The organism is Rhizobium altiplani (genome assembly GCF_001542405.1).
Taxonomy (GTDB): Bacteria; Pseudomonadota; Alphaproteobacteria; order Rhizobiales; family Rhizobiaceae; genus Rhizobium; species Rhizobium altiplani.
Map to the genome: position 1 here is coordinate 26,683 of NZ_LNCD01000134.1, position 18,839 is coordinate 45,521.

An 18,839-nucleotide genomic window follows, 5' to 3' on the forward strand; every position below is an offset into this window, starting at 1 on the left:
ACGGCGCAAAAAAGACACAATTGCCGAACCGACCATCACTAAGTGGTTATAATGGCTTAAATTTTTGTAATGAAAGAATGATCTGAAATACCATTTGTTGGGCATCGGCGATCCGCCGTAGCCGACACTTTCCCAATTTCCCCTTTTCAATCAGACGGATCGCGCCGCTCCGCCGTCGCAGCGTACAAGACTGCCCGTGATGTAGCTCGCGGGCTGGCTGCAAAGAAAGGCGGCGGTTGCAGCGAACTCTTCGACCGTCCCATAGCGACCGACGGGGATTGCGGCCTCCTTGGCAGAGCGGATTTCATCGAGGCTCTTGCCGGTGCGCTTGGCGGCCGCCCCATCTACCTCGTCGGTGCGGCCGGTCAGAATGCTCCCGGGAAGCAGAAGGTTTGACGTGACCCCAAAGCGTCCGATCTCCGTTGCCAGCGTCTTGCTCCAACCGGCGAGGGCGGGGCGCAGCGTGTTCGAAAGAGCGAGGTTGGTGATCGGTTCGATGACGCCCGACGACGCGACAGTGAGAATGCGCCCCCAGCCTTGTTCCTTCATGGATGGCAACAATGCGTTGGTGAGCGCGATCACCCGCAGCACCATGGAGAAGAAATAGGTCTCCAGTTTCTCGGGCGTCATGTCCTGCGTCGTTCCTGGCGTGGGGCCGCCGGTATTGTTGACCAGGATATCGATGCCACCAAGCTTTTCATGCACGGCGGCGGTCACGGTCTCGACGAAATTCTCGTCCGAGAGATCGGCCCAGATCCAATCCGCCTTGCCATTTCCTTCGGCGTTGATGGCGCGGCAGTTTGCCTCCAGCGTCTCGCCGCTGCGGCCGCAGAGAAGAACGTTCGCGCCCTCACGTGCCAAAGCCACGGCGATGCCATGCCCCAATCCGCGCGACGATGCCAGAACGAGTGCGCGCTTGCCCTTGATGCCCAGATCCATGTCAATTTCTCCATTTGTCCGTCTTTCTATACGGCGCGCCGACGGGAGACGAAAGCGGCGTCTGGCACTGTTTATAATTTGACGTTTACGTAAGCTGCATATATTTATCTGGCGCTAGAAATGCTGTTGCGCGAATTGGGGGATTCGCTGTCGTTTCCCGGCTCGACAATAGAGCTCTGTTTTGCCAAGAGATAACCCCATCACGGGGAATGTGGCCGCGATGTCGGCCGAGCGGAGATGATGCATGACCGATACGACTGAACTGCCCGAGCGCGAAAGCATGGAATTCGACGTTGTGATCGTCGGTGGCGGCCCTGCGGGGTTGTCGGCTGCGATCCGCCTGAAACAGGTCAATCCGGAACTGTCGGTCGTCGTGCTCGAGAAGGGGGCTGAGGTCGGCGCGCACATCCTGTCAGGTGCCGTCGTCGATCCCATCGGCATCGACCGTCTGCTGCCTGGCTGGCGCCAAGAGGCTGATCATCCGTTCAAGACCGAAGTGACGGACGACCACTTCCTGGTGCTCGGCCCGGCGGGCTCGGTGCGCCTGCCGAATTTCATGATGCCGCCGCTGATGAGCAACCACGGCAACTACATCGTTTCGCTTGGCAACGTCTGTCGCTGGCTCGCCACCAAGGCGGAAGAACTCGGCGTCGAGATCTATCCGGGTTTTGCCGCGACCGAGGTGCTCTACAACGACGAGGGGGCCGTCATCGGCGTCGCCACCGGCGACATGGGCATCGAGAAGAACGGCGAGCCCGGCCCGAACTACACCCGCGGCATGGCGCTAACAGGCAAGTATGTGCTGATCGGCGAGGGGGTCCGCGGTTCGCTTGCCAAGCAGCTGATCACCAAGTTCGATCTGTCTAGGGGGCGTGAGCCGCAGAAGTTCGGGATCGGCATCAAGGAACTCTGGCAGGTGAAGCCCGAGCACCACAAGCAGGGCCTAGTGCAGCACTCGTTCGGCTGGCCGCTCGGCATGAAGACCGGTGGCGGCTCCTTCCTTTACCACCTCGAAGACAATCTCGTTGCCGTCGGCTTCGTCGTCCACCTGAACTACAAGAACCCCTATCTCTATCCCTTTGAGGAGTTCCAACGCTTCAAGACGCATCCGGCGATCCGCACGACCTTCGAGGGCGGCAAACGGCTGTCCTATGGTGCGCGTGCGATCACCGAGGGCGGTTATCAGGCTGTACCGAAGCTCAGCTTCCCTGGCGGCGCGCTGATCGGCTGCTCGGCGGGCTTCGTCAACGTGCCGCGCATCAAGGGCAGCCACAATGCCGTGCTGTCGGGCATGATGGCAGCGAACCGGATCGCCGCGGCGATTGCCGCCGGTCGCGCCAATGACGAGGTGGTCGAGATCGAGAACGAGTGGCGCTCGAGCGACATCGGCAAGGACCTGAAGAGGGTGCGCAACGTCAAGCCGCTGTGGTCGAAGTTCGGCACGGCAATCGGCGTGGCGCTCGGCGGTTTCGACATGTGGACGAACCAGCTCTTCGGCCTTTCGATCTTCGGTACGCTGAAGCACGGCAAGACGGATGCGGCCTCGCTGGAGCCGGCCGCCAAGCACAAGCCGATCGCCTACCCGAAACCCGACGGCGTTCTCACCTTCGACCGTCTGTCCTCGGTGTTCCTGTCGAACACCAACCACGAGGAAGACCAGCCGGTGCATCTGCAGGTGAAGGACATGGCGCTCCAGAAGTCGTCCGAGCACGACATCTATGCCGGTCCTTCGACGCGCTACTGTCCGGCCGGCGTTTACGAATGGGTGGAGAAGGATGGGCAAGAGACCTTTGTCATCAACGCCCAGAACTGCGTCCACTGCAAGACCTGTGACATCAAGGACCCCAACCAGAACATCAACTGGGTGCCGCCGCAGGGCGGCGAGGGGCCGGTCTATCCGAATATGTAAGAAGCAGTGAGCAACGCCTGCGCCATACGGCAGGCGCGTCTCGATGAGCTGCCGCGCCTGACTGAGATCGAGCTCGATGCCTTCGCGACGCTGGCGGAGGCGCTCGGTGTTATCAGGGAAGCGCACACGCTGCCACACGATTTGTTGCGGGGGTCGCTCGATGCGGGCCTGCTGCTCGTTGCCGCCGATGACGGCGACTGTCCGGTCGGCTTTCTCGCGGTCGAGGAAATCGAAGGCACGCTCTATGTGATCGAACTGGATGTCTGCCGGGATTGGCAGCGCAGGGGTGTCGGGCGGCGTCTGATGTCGGCTGCAATCGAGATGGCGCAGCAGCGTCAGCTATCGGCACTGACGCTGACAACGGATCGCTACGTTCCGTTCAACGCGCCCTTCTACGCCTCCCTCGGCTTTGTGCTGCCGAGTGTCGAAGCCGTTCCGCACTTCCTGAAGAAAAAGCTGGATCACGAAATCGCGGTTGGGATGGATCCGGAACGACGGGTTGCGATGCTTCTTACGCTGAAGCGATAGCGGCATGGAACAATAGAGTGAGCCGGCGATTGGCCGCCGACCCGAACTGCGGAGTTGCTATCGGCGTGAGGCGATGCCGGTCGAGAGTGCTACGCCGAGCCCGGTGATAACAGCGGCGGCAATCTCGGCGATGCCGATTTCCTCCCCAAGCAATAGGCCGCCGCCCATCGTTGCCAGCACCGGCGTGATTGCCGTGAAGGCAGCTGCCTGGGTGCCGCCCAGCGCATGAACCGCAAGGCCGTAGGCGACCGTGGCAGCAAGGCCGGACAGCACGCCTTGGCTCAGTACCTGCAAGCCGACCTCACCAAGTGGTGCGCTGGCAATCGACGTACCGAAGGCGACGGCCAGACCGATGTGGATGAGAAATGACCAGATGGCGATGAGCGCGCTGGCCTGCAGAGCCGTCAGGCCGGAGCGGCGAAAGGCATGCGTGTAGCTTGCCCATAGGATCGCTCCCATCGGTAGCAAAACAAAGCTGGTCCAGGGTAGTGCCGCACCGGCGAGACTGCGGACCAGTAGGATGGCAACGCCGCCGACGATCGCGGCAAGACCGAGCACGCGCATGAAGTCCGGTCGTTCCCGGAAGACGATGACGCCGATCAGCGCAGTGGCAAGTGGCATGGAGCCCCCGAGCAGAATGCCGGCGGCGGATGCCGGGGTCGAGTGAATGGCCGACGTGGTCAGCTGGAAGAAAACGGCGCCAGCGCCCGCGACCATCGTGGCAAGCAGGCGGAGCGGCACGCCTTTCGGCAGCAATCCAGTCTTCAGCCAGACGGGCGCCAGAACAAGCACCGGAATACCGTAGCGGATCAGGCCGATATCGATCGTGCCAAGCTGCGTCGCCGCGCTGTGACGCGTCGCCAGGATCCACGCTGCCCAAATGAGGACGGTGACGACGGCGCCGGCATATCCGACAGATGTCGACGTGGACTTTTCATTGTTCGTGAAGGTAACGGCGCTCATCGATCTCTCCTCTCGTGATAGTCCGGATTGCTGTCCGGTTGAGAGAAGAATAAGCGGAAACGGCGAAGCATGTCCTTGCTATCTATGCCGCCAGAATACTGGTATGAGCAATTATCTGCCAATCACGCCAAAGGATTTTATCGAACATGCCAAATCTTGATAAATTCGATCTGGCGATATTGGAATGCCTCCAGGAGGATGCCCGGGCGACCAACGTGGAGATTGCCGAAAAGGTCAATTTGTCGCCGTCCCCCTGTCTGCGGCGTATCCGCAATCTGGAAAAGACCGGCGTAATCCGCGGCTACCGCGCCGATATCGACCGCAAGGAAGTCGGTCTCGGCCTGACGGTTTTCGTCGAGCTCAAGGTCGCCCATCACAGCCGCGAGAACGCGCAGGCGCAGGAGGCGGCGTTGCTCGCCATTCCCGAGGTGGTGTCGTGTTTTCTAATATCGGGAACGGCCGACTTTCTTGCGGAGGTGGTGGTCGAGGATCTCGCAGCCTATGAGCGGCTGCTGACGGACACGCTGCTGACCCTGCCGAATGTCAGCGATATCCGCTCGAACTTTGCCATTCGCAGCATGAAAACCCACGGAGCGCTGAAGCTGCCGGAACTGAAATAGAAACGGGGCCAATCGGCCCCGTTTTCGTGCTTAGAGCAGCGTGCCACTGAGAATCAGCAGCGCGACCGAGAAGTAGATCACCAGCCCGCTCACATCGACCAGCGTGGCGACCAACGGGGCGGAGGCGCTTGCCGGATCAAGCCGCAGCTTCTGCAGGATGAAGGGTAGCATGGAGCCCGCCAGCGAACCAAACGTGACGATGCCGATCAGTGCGGTAAAGATCGTTACGCCGACCAAGACCCAGTGCTCGCCGTAGTCATAGAGCCCGATTTTTTGCCAGAGCACGATGCGGGCGAAACCGACCAATCCCAGGATCGTGCCGAGCACGATGCCTGTCGGCAGCTCGCGCAGCAGCACGCGCCACCAATCGGAGAGCTTGAGTTCGCCGAGCGCCAGCGCCCGGATGATCAGCGATGTCGCCTGCGATCCGCTGTTGCCGCCGGAGCTCATGATCAGCGGCACGAACAGCGTCAGCACGATCGCCTTCTCAAGCTCGCCTTCGAAGTGCTGCATGGCGCTTGCCGTCAGCATTTCGCCGAGGAAGAGGGCGCACAGCCAGCCAGCACGCTTGTGGATCATGCCGGCAAAGCTGATCTTGGTGTAGGGCTTGCCGAGGGCTTCCATACCACCGAATTTCTGGGCGTCTTCGGTCTGGTCAGCGATCATCGTGTCGATGACGTCGTCGACTGTAACGATGCCGAGCATGTGGCCGTCCTCGTTGACGACGGGCAGGGCGAGCAGATTATGCTTGCGGATTAGCCGGGCGACATCTTCCTGCGTCATCAGCGGATCGGCACGCACAACCCCTTCCTTCTGCGCAACGGTCAGAACGGATTCACCGGGGTCGCCGGTGATGAGGCGGCGGAGTGTGACGACGCTCGTTAGTACGCGGCTGACGGCATCGAGAACGTAGATCGCATAGACCGTCTCGCGCGAACGCTCGACTTTGCGCACGTGCTCCAGCGTCTGTTCGACAGTCCAGGTGTCGGGCACGCTGACGAATTCGGTCGTCATGATGCTGCCGGCCGTGCGGGGCGGATACCCCATCAGGTGCTGGACGGCGAGACAGGTCGTGCGGTCCAGCCGCGAGAAGAGGTGTGGACGAACCTCCTCGTTCATTTCCTGAAAGAGGTCGGCGACACGGTCGTTTGCCACGGCGTTCAGCAGCCGTGCGGCATGCTCGACCGGCATGTCTGCAAGGATCGCGGCGGCGTGATGCAACTCGGGACGTCCGAGAATTCGCACAGCCTTTTGCTGCGGCAGCGTAACCAGGATTGCTGCGGCTTCGGATATTTCAAGTGTGTTCAGCTGTTCGACGCGCTCGGCCGTGGTGATCGGGCCGAGGTGGTCGCTGCTGAAGAAACGAGCGGCATGGCCCGCCCGCAGTGGGAAGCGATTGATGTTCATAGGCTCGCCTTTCCGTCGATCCGCCGTAGCGTCCGACGGGCGAGCCCGACAGAGTCAGGTCAGCGCACGAGGGCCGCGTACGGCAAAGGCAATCGACTGCTACTGTCGCTTGGCATCGTGATGATGGCTCCGTTGATATCCGCGGAAAATGGAGGTGATCCGCGTAAGGCTCTAGGTGGTCTCAATTGGCAAAAAAGTCAAGCGCTTGAGGTGCTTGATGCCAGAATGCCGCACCTTCCGACGCGGCATATCGTTCGAGCAGCATTCTTTCGAAATTGCTGTCGACTATGCGTCGACGCCGGGGGCGGCCGCGTCAGGCGCTCTGGTCTCGGCGATCGAGGCTTAGAGATGCCACGAACACAAAGATGCCGATAAACGACAGGATCGCGCCGACATAGCCTGTGGCGGCGAAGCCATAGCCCTGTGCGATAACCAGGCCGCCGAGCCAGGCGCCCAGCGCATTCGCAATATTGAATGCCGAGTGGTGAGATGCGGCAGCAAGCGTCTGCGCATCCGCCGCGACATCCATCAATCGGGTCTGGACAGCGGGACCGGCAGCAAAGCCGCAACCGATGCAGAATACGCAAAGCGCCAGCATGAACGGATTGGCAGCCGTGAGGGAGAACAGTGTCAGCACGACGATGTTGAACACAAGGCAACCACCGATCGTTCCCATCAGCGATTTGTCGGCGAACCAGGAGCCGACGACATTGCCGACGTTCATGCCGATGCCGAAGATGATCAGCATCACGGCGACCATACTCTCCGGCAGCATTGCGACCTCGGTCGTGGTTGGTGCGATATAGCTGAACATGGCGAACATCCCACCGAAGCCGACGGATGCCGTGGCGAGCGTCAACAGGACCTGCGGACGCTTGAATGCGCCGAGCTCCCGCTTGAAGCTTGCGCCCTCGGCAACTCGGTCGCGTGGCACGTAGTACCAGATCAGGGCGACCGTCAGCAGGCCGATGATTCCAACGATCGTAAAGGCAAGCCGCCAGTTGAGAGACTGCCCGAAAACGGTGGCGAGCGGGGTTCCCAGGAGGGTCGCAACCGTCAACCCGAGCATCACGCGGCCGACGGCGCGAGCGCGCTTGTGCATCGGCACCATGGATGCCGCGACGATCGCGGCAACGCCGAAGTAGGCGCCATGCGGCAACCCTGTGATGAAGCGCATCAACGTGAAGCTCTCGAAGGTCGGTGCCATCGCGCTCAACAGGTTGCCGACGGCAAAGATGCCCATGACGAGGAGAAGCAGCGAGCGGCGCGCCATCTTTGCGGCGAGAACCGCGATGATTGGAGCACCGATAACGACGCCGAGCGCATAGGCGCTGATCACGTAGCCGGCCTGCGGCGTCGTCACCGAGAAGGTGTCGGCGACGTTAGGCAAAAGACCCATGATAGCGAATTCGCCGGTGCCTATCCCGAAGCCGCCGCAGGCAAGCGCCAGTTGTACGAGCGCAATTGCCGCCGGAGACGGGGCCTCTTCTGCCGCCATCGTATCTATGGAATCGTTTACGGCGACCTGGCTCAAGAGGCACTCCTTGGCATTCGATAGATGACATACGCGACGGGACGCAAGATGCGCCGGTGACCGGTAGGCCGGAGATGAAGGGAGATGAAGACGATGCTCCAATATCCCATCTATCAACGATAGATTGCTGCAGGTCGAGTGCGTTTTCTGCAGTGCAGCTTCCCCCGATTTGCATACGTCCCTTGCAAATTTGGGGGCTCTGTCGCCGCTCGCGGCGGCCGTGAGACGCGCTTCAGCTTGAAATTGCCGCTGCGGGAACCATCTGCTTTGCAGCGCCAACAGACTTTGCCTGTCGGGATGGATCAACGGGAGCCTGATGAAACTAGTTGGCTTTTTCAATCGAGATGGTGGAACGTTCAGGACCACCGACATGGAAGCCTATGAAAGGCGCGCTGAGGCGATCTTCAGGGAAGCGGGTCACGATTTCGATGCAATCGTCTTTTCCGGCAAGGAGATTGTACCCGCGATGGAGCGGGCGGCCCGCTGGGGAAACATCGATGGCATCGTCGCTGGCGGTGGCGACGGGACGATATCGGCGGCAGCGTCCATAGCCTGGAGAAACGGTATTGCACTCGGCGTTGTGCCGGCCGGGACAATGAACCTTTTCGCCCGTTCCTTGCGCGTTCCACTCGATATCTGGCAAGCGCTTGAAACACTCGCCTTTGGCGAAGTCGATCGTGTGGATATCGCTAGCGCCAACGGCAGGCCGTTCATTCACCAATTCTCGGCCGGGCTGCATGCGCGCATGGTGCGCTATCGAAATTCCTACTCGTACCGCTCCCGACTTGGAAAGATGGGGGCAAGCGCGCGGGCCGCATTTGGTGTCGTGTTGAATCCACCCGAATTCGAGGTCGAGTTCGAAGCGGGGGGAGTTTATGAGAGGCGCCGGGTCTCCGCGGTCTCGGTTTCAAACAACCCTTTCGGCCAGAATGCCTTGCTTTATGCCGACAGCCTCACAGGTGGCGAACTAGGCTTCTATACCGCCAATCCACTAAAGCCGCTCGGCGTCGCGCGTCTGGCGATCGATCTCTTGCGAGGCAAGGTGAGGGAGAATGCGGACGTGATGATCATGCATCCGGCAGAAGTGCATCTGCACTTTCCAAAGCTGCCGTCAAAGGCGAATTGCGTGATGGATGGCGAGCTGCGTCCCCTGGAGCGAGACGTTGCATTGAAATTGCATCCAGGCGAACTCAAGGTATTGGTCCAGCAAGGACTTGCAGCGCAAGTTGACGAAGCGGAGCGGCGCGAAGTCGCTCCCTAGCAGCTCCTGCTGGTGGCGCGCATCCCAGAAATCGCTCTGGATCGGTCGGACGAGCTGAGGGGGACGCCGGAGCTAGCGCGGATATATCCAGGCGTAGCCGAAGAGCCGTTGATCCTCCGGTCGCCCGCCGATGTAACCGATGCTTGTGTACTTGGTCGCCACTGCGGAGTATTGCGGGCCGAGGTTCTGTTCAATCCAGTTAACCAGTACCGGCGGTAGCGCCGTTCGATCCTTGGAGGGAAGCCAAACCACCAGGATCGGCTTCTCCGCGGTCCAATCGTAATCGATAGCCAGGTTGCCGAAGAACGTGGACATCGTTGGAACATCAGGCAACTGCACATGCATATTTCCCGACGCCGGCCAGCTGTCGGTGAGCACAAGCCCAGGACGCTTGCCTTCCTCAGCAATGATCTTGCCGGCAAACTCCTCGTAAGGCGCGTTGTAGGCCTCAGGCCGGCCGAAGAGTGACGGCGCGTGCGCGAGAACCAGACTCAGCGACGGGACGATGATCATGACCGCGAGAGGTGCGATAAAGAAGCGCCGCGCAAAATCCTGCGGTCGAATGCCTCGGGCCTGTATCTTCAGGCAAAACGCAATCGGCATCAGGAACAGGAGGGGCAGCACCCATCGGTCGCGCATGGACGTTATGCCGATGGCGAAAACCAGCACGAGAACCTGCACGCCAATCGCCAGAAATATCGTGTCGAAAAAGTGAGCCCAGATGGTCGTCGGTCGCAGACTGCGGAGGAACTTCTTGCCGAAAACGATTGCATAAACCGCAACAAGAGGCGCCATGATCACGAGCACCTGACCGAAGAACTCGGTCGGCCCCTTGATCAGTTTCGCGAGTACGCTGGCCGGCGCTTCCTGCGCCATGGTATTCAGCGTTCGGGTTGCGGCCAGGCCGATATTGTTAAGGAGCCAAAGGCCGTGCGGCGCGAAGATGAGGACCGCGATAGCCAGTGAAAGCAAGAAGCGACGGTCGAACAGGCGCTTCTGTCCCTCTGGATGCAGAAACACTGCAATGAGCGCTGCAAACACGACGAGAGTGAAGTTGTACTTCGACAGCATGCCGAGTCCCAGCGTGACGCCGATTGCCGCGTAGGAGAACAGGGATGGGGCCTTCAGCGTTTTGATGATGCTGTAGATGAAGAGGTTTATCATCAGCATCTGGGCGACTGTATGGGTCAGGTCCCTTTGTGCCTGCCAGAAAACCTGTGGAATCGTGAACAGCGAAAGCGTCGCGATGGCAGCAAACAGGCGATCATCGAGCACCAGTTTGGCCAGCTTGTAGTAGGTCAGGAAAAGAAGAAACAGCACCAGGTTCTTGGTTGCGGCAATCGTTGCGATCGACAATCCGAAGCCGGATACCACCATCGCCTGCAGCCAGTTGTAGAGCGGCGGCTGGGTGTCGTAGCCGGCCACAAGCCATTGCGAGAAGAACGCCTGCTGGGACTCATCGACCCGCAGGCCGTTTGGCACGAGGAGGCGAACGACAAAGCTGACGACAAAATATGCCGCCAGCAGCAGGACAACCGCGTCCGGCTTGCGAGCCAGCAGATTACGCATTCTCACTTCCGTCGAAGACCTGGCGGACGATGTAGTTCGGCGAGGTGTCGTCGCGATAATAGGTACGGGCAATCATCTCGGCAAGAATGCCGGTCGTGATCAACTGCACGGAGGACAGCATGAAAACGATGCCGACCATCAGCATCGGGCGGGTGCCGATGTCGTTGCCCAAGACGAACTTGTCGACGAACAGATAGAGCATCACCAGAGCGGAGATCCCACCCAGTCCGAGGCCCAGTGAGCCGAAGAAATGGCCTGGCCGTGCCTTGTAGCGCATGAAGAACATGACGGAAAGCAGGTCGAGGATCACGCGAAAAGTACGCGAGATGCCATACTTGGACTGCCCGTGCTGGCGGGCATGGTGGGTCACGACCATTTCGCCGATGCGCGAGCTTGGCACGACGCCGGCGACCCAGGCGGGGATGAAGCGGTGCATTTCGCCCATCAGCTTCACCTGCTTGATGATCGAGGCGCGGTAGATCTTCAGGCTGCAGCCGTAGTCGTGCAGCTTCACGCCGGTAATGCGCCCGATCAAGTAATTGGCACACCATGAGGGAATCTTGCGTAGCAGGAGACCGTCTTGGCGGTTCCTGCGCCAGCCAACCAAAAGATCGAGCTCACGCCGCTCCAGTTCGGCGACCATGGACGGAATGTCTTTCGGGTCGTTCTGCAGATCGCCATCCATTGTGGCGATCAACCGGCCGGTCGCGGCGTCGATGCCTGCCTGCATCGCGGCCGTCTGGCCGAAATTGCGCTGCAGTTCGACGATCCTCAGCGTAAGGCCCTCGCGGCCGATGTGCTTGCGCGCATTTACCAGCGTGGCATCGGTGCTGCCATCGTCGATCAGGATAAGCTCCCAGCGATCGGAGTAGCGGGCCATGGCCAAGCAGATGCGATCGACAAGCGGGCCGACGCTCTCTTCCTCGTTGAAGACAGGCACAACGAGCGACAATTCGACCGGCCGCATCGCTTCCACGAGGCCCTGACGTGGGTCTACTGTTGTCTGCACGTTTGAATTCTCCTACAAGGCGCACGGCCAAAAGCGGCATTCGCCGCGATAGTCAGGAAAGCCTACTATATGAAGTTTCCGGTTGTTGCCAGCCGACAATCCTGGTTTATCCGCAATCGGATGACGCTGCTGACGATCGTGATCGTGGCGGCTTACGCGCTTTTCATCCAGTGGTTTTGGGGCTGGCCGGTCATTCTCGGACAATGGGCCGAGGTCGGTGCTATCCCGATTATCGCCGCTCTCGCACTTCTGACCAGCACCTACTTTCTCAGGACCTGGCGCATCTACGATTATTTTCCGAGAGAAACTGCGGGCCGCTTCAAGGTGCTTTTTCGCGTCACGCAGATTCACAATCTCCTGAATATCATGCTGCCGTTTCGAACGGGGGAGACAAGCTTTCCGGTGTTGATGCGCACCGAGTTCGGTATTCCGCTGGCGCGCGGCACGTCGGCGCTGTTCGTCATGCGCCTGCTTGATCTGCACGCCTTGCTGGCTGCCGCCGGCATAGGCTTCGCGATCGCGTCACCGCACAACATCGTTGCATGGATCGTCTGGGTGTCCTTCCTGTCACTTCCGGTAGTCGCTTTTGCTCTGAGGCGACCCTTGTTGTGGCTTGCCGGCACGATGCTGCCGGTAAAAGGGCAGAAGCTGGTGGTTGAGGTTGAGAGGGGACTTCCGGTCGATGCCGCGGCTTTCACGCGCGCCTGGGCGATGACCGTCATCAACTGGCTCGTCAAGGTTCTGGTGCTCGCCTGGGCCCTCAACCTGATGGGCGTATTGCCGATGGCAGCAAGTTTCGGCGGGGCGCTTGGCGGCGAGCTCTCCTCTGTGCTTCCGGTGCACGCGCCGGGTGGCGTCGGCACTTATCCGGCCGGGATCACTGCCGGTGCCGTTGCCCTAGGCGCATCCAGCGAGAAGACGGCCCTTGCTGCCTTGGCGCAAGCAAGCATCAATGCGCATTTGCTGATCATCGTCTCGGCACTGACGGGCACTGCGATATCACTGCCGCTCGGCCGCAGCCGTAAGCTCTGAAATCCGTTCTCTCAGGAATGTCTGCTCTGGCGCCTGTTGACACAGCCTCAAGGCTGTCTCGTAGGCTGCAATCGCCTCGGCCTTCTGTCCCAGTTGCCTCAGAAAATCGGCACGGGCCGAATGCGCAAGATGATAGCTCTCCAATTCTCCTGCCTGCAGGATGGCGTCAACGAGCTGCAAACCTCTTTCTGCTCCCTCCACCATCGCCACGGCGACGGCCCTGTTGAGTTCGGCAATCGGCGACCGCTGGGCCGATAGCAGTAGATCATAGAAGCCGACGATGCGGCGCCAATCCGTTCTCTCAGGCGTCTCGGCTCGCGCGTGCTCCGCAGCGATGGCCGCCTGCAGCGTGTAGATACCGACCTCGCCATTCCGCAGGGCGCCGTCGAGGCGCTCGAGACCTTCGCGAATCTTTTCACGGTCCCAAAGCCCGCGATCCTGATCGGCCAGGAGAGTGAGACCTCCCTGCGAACTCCGCCTGGCGGCGCGACGCGAATCCTGAAGGAGTAGGAGCGCAAGCAGCCCCGAGACATCGGGGTGCGGCAGAAGGCGCGCGAGCAGCCGTGTCAGGCGGATGGCCTCCGAAGTGAGATCGGCTCGGACCACCTCCTCGCCGGACGAAGCGGAATATCCCTCGTTGAAGACCAGATAGATCACATGCAGTACCCGGTCGAGCCGCTCCGGCAATTCCTCGCGCTCAGGCACCTCGTAGGGAATCTTCGCTGTGCGGATCTTGTTCTTCGCGCGTACGATGCGCTGTGCCACGGTCGGGGCGGGGACCAGAAATGCGTGGGCGATCTCTTCAGTCGTAAGTCCGCATATCTCTCTAAGCGCCATCGCCATTTGCGCGTCGGCGGGTATGACTGGATGGCAGCAGGTGAAGATCAACCGGAGCATGTCATCTTCGATCAGGTCCACGTTGCCAATCTCCGTTTCATCGAAAGACCCGTACAGACTTTCCTCGATGTCCTTCGCCGACATGTCGAAACGCGACCGGCGCCTGATGTGGTCGATCGCGCGAAATCGCCCGGCGGAAACGAGCCAGCCGAATGGGTTTGCCGGAACACCATCGCGGGGCCACGTCCGAGCGGCGGCCGCAAACGCGTCGTGCAGGGCTTCTTCGGCCCTGTCGAAGTTTCCAAGGAGACGGATGAGTGTCGCAAGCACCCGGCGAGACTGCGATCGGTAGATATCCTCGATCAGACGTTCCAAGGTCTACTCCGGCAATGTCAGGATCCGCACTGGGCGGATTTCCACAGCGCCAATTCGCGCACATGGAATTCCAGCGGCGATTGCCTTTGCCTCATCCATATCGGAGGCATCGATAACATACAGGCCGGCCAGATGCTCCTTCGTCTCGACGTAAGGGCCATCAGTCATGCTAAGCTCGTTGTTGCGCACCCGCAGGACGACAGCCTTATCGGGCGTTTCGAGCGCATCGGCATGAATCAGCGTGCCCCGTTCGCGCAACCCTTCGTCGAAGCCGAAATGCGCGCGAACGACAGCTTCGGTTTCGGCAGGGGCCTGACGACCGTCGACATCGGCCGAATTGTAGATCAGGCAAACATAGCGCATCGCATTATCTCCCGTCTTTGATGGAATAGGCCGGCCGTATCTCGATCGAAGCGTATTTCAATATGGGGAACGTCGAGGCGATCCTCTCGGCTTCTTCCATGTCGGCGGCGTCGATCAATACGAAACCACCAAGATGTTCCTTGATTTCGGCGAAGGGACCGTCGGTTGCCGTCGTGACGCCCTGCCTCACTCGAAGAGTAACTGCAGATTCGGGCTCGTGCAGCGCAAGAGCGACTTGCAGGACACCGCAGCCATGCCAGTGATCGTCGCTTGCGATGCATTCCTGCGTGACCACATCCCACTCTTCCTGCGGGACGAGCTTGCTCTTCTCGGTGTCGAACCAGACCTGGCAGAGATATTTCATGACGTCTCCCTCAACTATAAACCGGAATATCGTAGATCGGCCGGACTTCGATTGACCCTAGTCTTGCAAGCGGGATACCGGCCGCAACGCGAATGGCATCGTTCAGATCTCTTGCGTCGATAAGAATGAAGCCGCCGAGTTGTTCTTTTGTTTCTGCAAAAGGGCCGTCCGTCACTGACATTTCATCTTTGCGAACGCGGACGGTCACGGCATTCTTTGGCGATTGCAGCGCCTGCGCGGCGATCATGTGCCCGCTGGCGATCAGATCATCGTCGTAAGCGAGTGACGCTCTGTCGAGGTTCCTTTTTTCCTCCTCGGTCATGGCTTCAAGCGTCGCCGGCTCGAACCAGACCTGGCAGAGATATTTCATCGTTCGCTCTCCCTGGCTGTCACGATCATTGGACGCTCAGCCTAGGGTGATTTCGACAGCAAGCGAAAAAATCTTTTTGCGGAAATTTGGGTCGAAACGAGCACACTGGCTTCGACCAAGTGTCGTCAACAATATGGAGTGACGACGATGGGTTTTTTCGAGATCGTGCTGGCGAACGCCATCCGCGCAAGTCGCCAACAGAACAAACAGCCCTATCAGGCTGATACGGAACTCCCAATGATGCGGGCCACAATCGCACGCCTCGTTGCCGTCGCAGCCCTTTTTGCGGTTACGATTGTGGTGCTGGATGCCGCGGGCGAGCACTATGAGCGCCAACTTGCGACTAGCGCGGTCGCAGCCACTCGCCAATAGGGAAACGGCCTATTGGAAGGCCGTTTCGAAGAAGCTTCTGAGCTTGCGCGAATGCAGTGCTTCCGGCGGCATTGCTGCAAGTTTCTGGATCGCACGGATACCAATTTGCAGATGCTGGTTGACCTGCGTCCTGTAAAAGGCGGTCGCCATGCCGGGCAGCTTCAATTCGCCATGCAACGGCTTGTCCGATACGCAGAGCAGGGTGCCGTAGGGCACGCGGAAGCGGAAGCCGTTTGCGGCGATCGTCGCCGATTCCATGTCGAGCGCGATGGCGCGAGCCTGGGACAGACGCTTGACCGGGCCGCGTTGGTCGCGCAACTCCCAGTTCCTGTTGTCGATCGTGCCGACTGTGCCGGTGCGCATGATGCGCTTCAGCTCGAAGCCTTCGTAGCCGGTGATCTCTGCCACGGCGCCCTCCAGGGCGACCTGCACTTCCGCCAGTGCCGGGATCGGCACCCAGACAGGCAGATCGTCGTCAAGGACGTGGTCTTCGCGCATGTACGCGTGAGCAAGGACATAATCACCCAGGCGCTGGCTGTTGCGCAGGCCGGCGCAGTGGCCGAGCATCAGCCAGGCATGCGGGCGAAGGACGGCCACGTGGTCGGTGATCGTCTTGGCATTGGATGGGCCGACGCCGATATTGATCATGGTGATCCCGGCATGCCCTTTCTTTTTCAGATGGTAGGCCGGCATCTGCGGGAGGCGCGAAAGCGTAACGTCGGTCTCGGGCTGATTGGAGCCGGCATGCGTGATGATATTGCCCGGCTCGACAAAGGCCGTGTAGCCATCTCCGCCTTCCGCCATCAGCTTGCGTGCCCAGATGCAGAATTCGTCGATGTAGAATTGGTAGTTCGTAAACAGCACGAAGTTCTGAAAATGCTGCGCGCCGGTCGCGGTGTAGTGGGCAAGACGGGCAAGCGAGTAGTCGATGCGCTGAGCCGTAAAGGCGGCAAGCGGCGAAGGTTCGCCTGGCGGTGGAATGTATTCGCCGTTGGCAATCTCGTCGTCCGTTGTGTTCAGGTCCGGCGTGTCAAACAGATCACGCATTGGAATGTCCATGAACGCCGCGGCGGATGCCTCGACATGGGCACCCTCACCGAACGCAAAGTGCAGTGGAATAGGCGTCGTCGATTCTGAAACGACGACCGGCACGTTATGATTTCTCATCAGCAAGCCAAGCTGCTGCTTCAGATAGTGCCGAAACAGCTGCGGCCGAGTAATTGTCGTCGTGTAAATGCCGGGAGCGGTAACGTGCCCGTAGGACAGACGAGTATCGATGTGGCCGTAACTCGTCGTCTCGATGCTCACTTGTGGGTAGAAGGCGCGATAGCGCGATGTAATTGGCGCGCCCTTGGCTAGCGTTGCGAAGCTCTCAACCAGGAAATGGGTGTTGCGTTCGTAGAGTTCTGTCAGCGCGTCGACTGCCTCGACGGGATCGTCAAAGGTTTGCGGCGCGAAAGGTGACGGAGACGAAATGTCGAGAGGGGAAGAGATTCGTTTGTTCATGCGGCATTATAGGGTGTTGTTCCTAACAAGCAAACGACGCGTCTAAAGGGATTGCAGAGATTTTTGGGGGCTGCGATGTGCCGCCGCGCAGCCAGTCAGTTGCTTGTTCTGCAGAACGGGCGGCTGGCGTCGAAGCACGTATAGTTGGCCCCGAAGTGTGACTGCGCACCGCCACCGGCATTGCGGTTGACCGCAACCGAAAAGCTGACGGCGAAGACTGCTGCAAACAGCGTGATGATGGTGAAACGTCTTGCCAAAATGAGCATATCCATGACTTTGCCCCGGTATCGCCTTAGCGTTGAGACAGTCTTGCCACGTTGTGGCTGAACGGGTGCTGAGATCATGGTTCATCAGGCGTTCAGGAAGCCGGGCAGCTTGAAGCGCGGCTGCTACTTTGGTCCCGCAAAAGAGATTTTCATGACGGCACACGATTGAGCTTTATTACTGGCCCAACCCCCCAACGGCTGGAAGATCAGCATCATGCTCGAGGAACTCGGCGTTCCCCACAAGGTCAAGTACATCAACATTGGTAAGGGGGAGCAGTTCACGTCGGAATTCCTGAAGATCGCCCCGAACAATCGTATGCCGGCAATTGTCGATCCCGATGGCCCCGGTGGCGAACCGGTCTCGGTGTTTGATTCCGGCGCCATCCTCCAATATCTCGGTCGCAAGTTCGGGAAGTTCTATTCGACGGACGAGCGCACACGCGTCCAGATCGAGGAATGGCTTTTTTGGCAGGTCGGTGGCTTGCGCCCCATGGCCGGACAGGCGCATCACTTCCGCGGTTATGCGCCGGAGAAGATCGAATACGGCATCAACCGCTATACCAATGAAGTGAACCGCCTATACGGCGTGATGAACAAGCGGTTGGCAGAGCGCGAATATCTCGCCTGGGACTACTCGATCGCCGACATGGCTTGCATCGGCTGGGTCGTTCCATACGAGAAGCAGGGACAGGACCTGAACGAGTTTCCCAACCTCGAGCGCTGGTTCGAGACGATGATGGAGCGCCCGGCCGTGGTCCGCGGCACGGCAATCGGCAAGGAAAAACGCGAACGCAGCAATCTTGCCGATGACAAGGAAGCGCAAAAGATCCTTTTCAATCAGCGCGCCCGCTGACAATTGACGCAGAAAAGCGCCCGGCTTTCCGGGCGCTTCCTTTTGGAAAGCCGTTTCTTACAGGCGTGTCCAGGTCTGCGATTTGCAGAGCACGTTGAGGACGCAGCCTTTCATCTTCAGTGAATTTCCGAAAATATTGCCGGATCCGCTATAGGTCTTGTCGTTGGCTGGATCGGTGATCTGGCCGGTATAGGTAACACCGCTTCCTGCGAGAATGCCGATCTTCTTGCCGGCATACTTGCCGGATTTCAGCACGATGCAGTAGCTGCCGCCGCAAGATGCAATCTGGGCCGTATCGCCCGCAGCTGTCTTCCAGTTGCCGACGATCGGTTCGTCAGCAGAAGCTGCCCCGGCGGCAAACATCAATGCGCCAGAGAGAATAAGTGTTCGGATCATTCGTTCCTCCCTAATGTCCAGGCGCGAAAATATATGACGCGAACGTAAACGTAAATGTGTTTCTCACTGCTTCAGTCGAGCGTTTTCGCAGACCGACAGCGGCGAAATCTTCCGTTCTGGGCATTTGATGCTGATTTCGTGGTGAACGGAAGGTTGATTTTCAGATCTGAATATTCCGTAAAATTGTGTCGAAAATCCTTAATCCGCAAGGGATCCGATGTTTAACAAAAATCCAATTTTACCAAGCGTTTGCACTTTGTTTGTCTCACATTAATCATGCATTTTAGGCGTTTTTTGAAAGCGCATCGGCATAGTGGATCCATCAAACGAGCGGGGCAAACCCGCCGAACCGAAGGGTACTTAAAA

General features: G+C 59.4%; 19 protein-coding genes and 1 pseudogene. 7 read left to right on the forward strand and 13 right to left on the reverse strand.

Going from position 1 to position 18,839, the window contains the following annotated elements:
• Nucleotides 1-150: 150 nt before the first annotated feature.
• The gene (locus AS026_RS32445; RefSeq protein ID WP_018857471.1) at nucleotides 151-939 is read right to left on the reverse strand and encodes an SDR family oxidoreductase; all 789 of its coding nucleotides are present in this window, start codon (nucleotides 937-939) and stop codon (nucleotides 151-153) included.
• 244 nt (nucleotides 940-1,183) lie between these two features.
• On the opposite strand from AS026_RS32445, the gene AS026_RS32450 reads away from it, so the two are divergent.
• Both AS026_RS32450 and AS026_RS32455 read left to right on the forward strand, forming a co-directional pair.
• Nucleotides 1,184-2,848 (forward strand): electron transfer flavoprotein-ubiquinone oxidoreductase, encoded by a 1,665-nt coding sequence (locus AS026_RS32450; protein WP_062374607.1) that lies wholly within the window; start codon nucleotides 1,184-1,186, stop codon nucleotides 2,846-2,848.
• A gap of 6 nt (nucleotides 2,849-2,854) precedes the next feature.
• Nucleotides 2,855-3,376 carry a GNAT family N-acetyltransferase gene (locus AS026_RS32455; protein ID WP_062374609.1) on the forward strand — a complete coding sequence of 174 codons (522 nt, stop codon included), beginning with the start codon at nucleotides 2,855-2,857 and terminating at the stop codon, nucleotides 3,374-3,376.
• 57 nt (nucleotides 3,377-3,433) lie between these two features.
• Here AS026_RS32455 and AS026_RS32460 read toward each other — a convergent pair whose 3' ends face one another.
• A complete protein-coding gene (locus tag AS026_RS32460) occupies nucleotides 3,434-4,339 on the reverse strand; it encodes a DMT family transporter (protein WP_062374611.1) in 906 nt (301 codons plus the stop codon).
• Nucleotides 4,340-4,485: 146 nt separating this feature from the next.
• On the opposite strand from AS026_RS32460, the gene AS026_RS32465 reads away from it, so the two are divergent.
• Nucleotides 4,486-4,959: an Lrp/AsnC family transcriptional regulator gene (locus AS026_RS32465; RefSeq protein WP_018857467.1), complete on the forward strand. Its 474-nt coding sequence runs from the start codon at nucleotides 4,486-4,488 to the stop codon at nucleotides 4,957-4,959.
• Nucleotides 4,960-4,989: 30 nt separating this feature from the next.
• Here the strand turns inward: AS026_RS32465 and mgtE are convergent, their stop codons facing one another.
• Together mgtE and AS026_RS32475 are read right to left on the reverse strand one after the other, a co-directional pair.
• Nucleotides 4,990-6,366, reverse strand: a complete 1,377-nt coding sequence (mgtE, locus tag AS026_RS32470) for a magnesium transporter (RefSeq protein WP_062374614.1) — start codon at nucleotides 6,364-6,366, stop codon at nucleotides 4,990-4,992.
• Nucleotides 6,367-6,679: 313 nt separating this feature from the next.
• Nucleotides 6,680-7,900, reverse strand: coding sequence for an MFS transporter (locus AS026_RS32475; RefSeq protein WP_062374616.1), 1,221 nt, complete (start codon nucleotides 7,898-7,900; stop codon nucleotides 6,680-6,682).
• A 316-nt stretch (nucleotides 7,901-8,216) separates the two neighbouring features.
• On the opposite strand from AS026_RS32475, the gene AS026_RS32480 reads away from it, so the two are divergent.
• Entirely contained in the window at nucleotides 8,217-9,161 is a 945-nt protein-coding gene (locus AS026_RS32480; protein ID WP_041912210.1) for a diacylglycerol/lipid kinase family protein, read from the forward strand.
• 72 nt (nucleotides 9,162-9,233) lie between these two features.
• Here AS026_RS32480 and AS026_RS32485 read toward each other — a convergent pair whose 3' ends face one another.
• Nucleotides 9,234-10,730, reverse strand: coding sequence for a glycosyltransferase family 39 protein (locus tag AS026_RS32485; RefSeq protein ID WP_062374618.1), 1,497 nt, complete (start codon nucleotides 10,728-10,730; stop codon nucleotides 9,234-9,236).
• Nucleotides 10,723-11,739 (reverse strand): glycosyltransferase family 2 protein, encoded by a 1,017-nt coding sequence (locus AS026_RS32490; RefSeq protein WP_025659884.1) that lies wholly within the window; start codon nucleotides 11,737-11,739, stop codon nucleotides 10,723-10,725. Before AS026_RS32490 ends, AS026_RS32485 begins: the two co-directional genes overlap by 8 nt.
• Nucleotides 11,740-11,808: 69 nt before the next feature.
• Between AS026_RS32490 and AS026_RS32495 the strand changes: the two genes are divergently transcribed.
• Nucleotides 11,809-12,771, forward strand: a complete 963-nt coding sequence (locus AS026_RS32495; RefSeq protein WP_062374620.1) for a lysylphosphatidylglycerol synthase domain-containing protein — start codon at nucleotides 11,809-11,811, stop codon at nucleotides 12,769-12,771.
• Here the strand turns inward: AS026_RS32495 and AS026_RS32500 are convergent.
• The 4 genes from AS026_RS32500 to AS026_RS32515 are packed head-to-tail and all read right to left on the reverse strand — an operon-like array spanning nucleotide 12,739 to nucleotide 15,080.
• The gene (locus AS026_RS32500; RefSeq protein ID WP_062374622.1) at nucleotides 12,739-13,983 is read right to left on the reverse strand and encodes an RNA polymerase sigma factor; all 1,245 of its coding nucleotides are present in this window, start codon (nucleotides 13,981-13,983) and stop codon (nucleotides 12,739-12,741) included. The genes AS026_RS32495 and AS026_RS32500 overlap by 33 nt on opposite strands.
• A gap of 3 nt (nucleotides 13,984-13,986) precedes the next feature.
• Nucleotides 13,987-14,346, reverse strand: coding sequence for a YciI family protein (locus tag AS026_RS32505; RefSeq protein ID WP_018116256.1), 360 nt, complete (start codon nucleotides 14,344-14,346; stop codon nucleotides 13,987-13,989).
• A 4-nt stretch (nucleotides 14,347-14,350) separates the two neighbouring features.
• Nucleotides 14,351-14,710, reverse strand: a complete 360-nt coding sequence (locus AS026_RS32510; protein ID WP_062374624.1) for a YciI family protein — start codon at nucleotides 14,708-14,710, stop codon at nucleotides 14,351-14,353.
• A 10-nt stretch (nucleotides 14,711-14,720) separates the two neighbouring features.
• Nucleotides 14,721-15,080: a YciI family protein gene (locus AS026_RS32515; protein ID WP_062374626.1), complete on the reverse strand. Its 360-nt coding sequence runs from the start codon at nucleotides 15,078-15,080 to the stop codon at nucleotides 14,721-14,723.
• A 147-nt stretch (nucleotides 15,081-15,227) separates the two neighbouring features.
• On the opposite strand from AS026_RS32515, the gene AS026_RS32520 reads away from it, so the two are divergent.
• Nucleotides 15,228-15,452 carry a hypothetical protein gene (locus tag AS026_RS32520; RefSeq protein ID WP_018116253.1) on the forward strand — a complete coding sequence of 75 codons (225 nt, stop codon included), beginning with the start codon at nucleotides 15,228-15,230 and terminating at the stop codon, nucleotides 15,450-15,452.
• Between the two features lie 9 nt (nucleotides 15,453-15,461).
• Here AS026_RS32520 and AS026_RS32525 read toward each other — a convergent pair whose 3' ends face one another.
• Nucleotides 15,462-16,958, reverse strand: a complete 1,497-nt coding sequence (locus AS026_RS32525; RefSeq protein WP_018857456.1) for an AMP nucleosidase — start codon at nucleotides 16,956-16,958, stop codon at nucleotides 15,462-15,464.
• Between the two features lie 95 nt (nucleotides 16,959-17,053).
• Nucleotides 17,054-17,230, reverse strand: coding sequence for a hypothetical protein (locus AS026_RS42535; RefSeq protein WP_018116339.1), 177 nt, complete (start codon nucleotides 17,228-17,230; stop codon nucleotides 17,054-17,056).
• A gap of 158 nt (nucleotides 17,231-17,388) precedes the next feature.
• Between AS026_RS42535 and AS026_RS32530 the strand changes: the two are divergent.
• Nucleotides 17,389-18,077: pseudogene (locus tag AS026_RS32530) on the forward strand (glutathione S-transferase N-terminal domain-containing protein).
• 57 nt (nucleotides 18,078-18,134) lie between these two features.
• Here AS026_RS32530 and AS026_RS32535 read toward each other — a convergent pair.
• Nucleotides 18,135-18,473: a DUF2147 domain-containing protein gene (locus AS026_RS32535; RefSeq protein WP_018116338.1), complete on the reverse strand. Its 339-nt coding sequence runs from the start codon at nucleotides 18,471-18,473 to the stop codon at nucleotides 18,135-18,137.
• Between the last annotated feature and the right edge of the window lie 366 nt (nucleotides 18,474-18,839).

Bases quoted from the DNA above. Each gene is read 5' to 3' on its own strand.
- AS026_RS32445 (WP_018857471.1), bottom strand. From the start codon at position 939: ATGGATCTGGGCATCAAGGGCAAGCGCGCACTCGTTCTGGCATCGTCG.
- AS026_RS32450 (WP_062374607.1), top strand. From the start codon at position 1,184: ATGACCGATACGACTGAACTGCCCGAGCGCGAAAGCATGGAATTCGAC.
- AS026_RS32460 (WP_062374611.1), bottom strand. From the start codon at position 4,339: ATGAGCGCCGTTACCTTCACGAACAATGAAAAGTCCACGTCGACATCT.
- AS026_RS32465 (WP_018857467.1), top strand. From the start codon at position 4,486: ATGCCAAATCTTGATAAATTCGATCTGGCGATATTGGAATGCCTCCAG.
- mgtE (WP_062374614.1), bottom strand. From the start codon at position 6,366: ATGAACATCAATCGCTTCCCACTGCGGGCGGGCCATGCCGCTCGTTTC.
- AS026_RS32480 (WP_041912210.1), top strand. From the start codon at position 8,217: ATGAAACTAGTTGGCTTTTTCAATCGAGATGGTGGAACGTTCAGGACC.
- AS026_RS32485 (WP_062374618.1), bottom strand. From the start codon at position 10,730: ATGCGTAATCTGCTGGCTCGCAAGCCGGACGCGGTTGTCCTGCTGCTG.
- AS026_RS32495 (WP_062374620.1), top strand. From the start codon at position 11,809: ATGAAGTTTCCGGTTGTTGCCAGCCGACAATCCTGGTTTATCCGCAAT.
- AS026_RS32505 (WP_018116256.1), bottom strand. From the start codon at position 14,346: ATGCGCTATGTTTGCCTGATCTACAATTCGGCCGATGTCGACGGTCGT.
- AS026_RS32510 (WP_062374624.1), bottom strand. From the start codon at position 14,710: ATGAAATATCTCTGCCAGGTCTGGTTCGACACCGAGAAGAGCAAGCTC.
- AS026_RS32515 (WP_062374626.1), bottom strand. From the start codon at position 15,080: ATGAAATATCTCTGCCAGGTCTGGTTCGAGCCGGCGACGCTTGAAGCC.
- AS026_RS32520 (WP_018116253.1), top strand. From the start codon at position 15,228: ATGGGTTTTTTCGAGATCGTGCTGGCGAACGCCATCCGCGCAAGTCGC.
- AS026_RS32525 (WP_018857456.1), bottom strand. From the start codon at position 16,958: ATGAACAAACGAATCTCTTCCCCTCTCGACATTTCGTCTCCGTCACCT.
- AS026_RS42535 (WP_018116339.1), bottom strand. From the start codon at position 17,230: ATGGATATGCTCATTTTGGCAAGACGTTTCACCATCATCACGCTGTTT.
- AS026_RS32535 (WP_018116338.1), bottom strand. From the start codon at position 18,473: ATGATCCGAACACTTATTCTCTCTGGCGCATTGATGTTTGCCGCCGGG.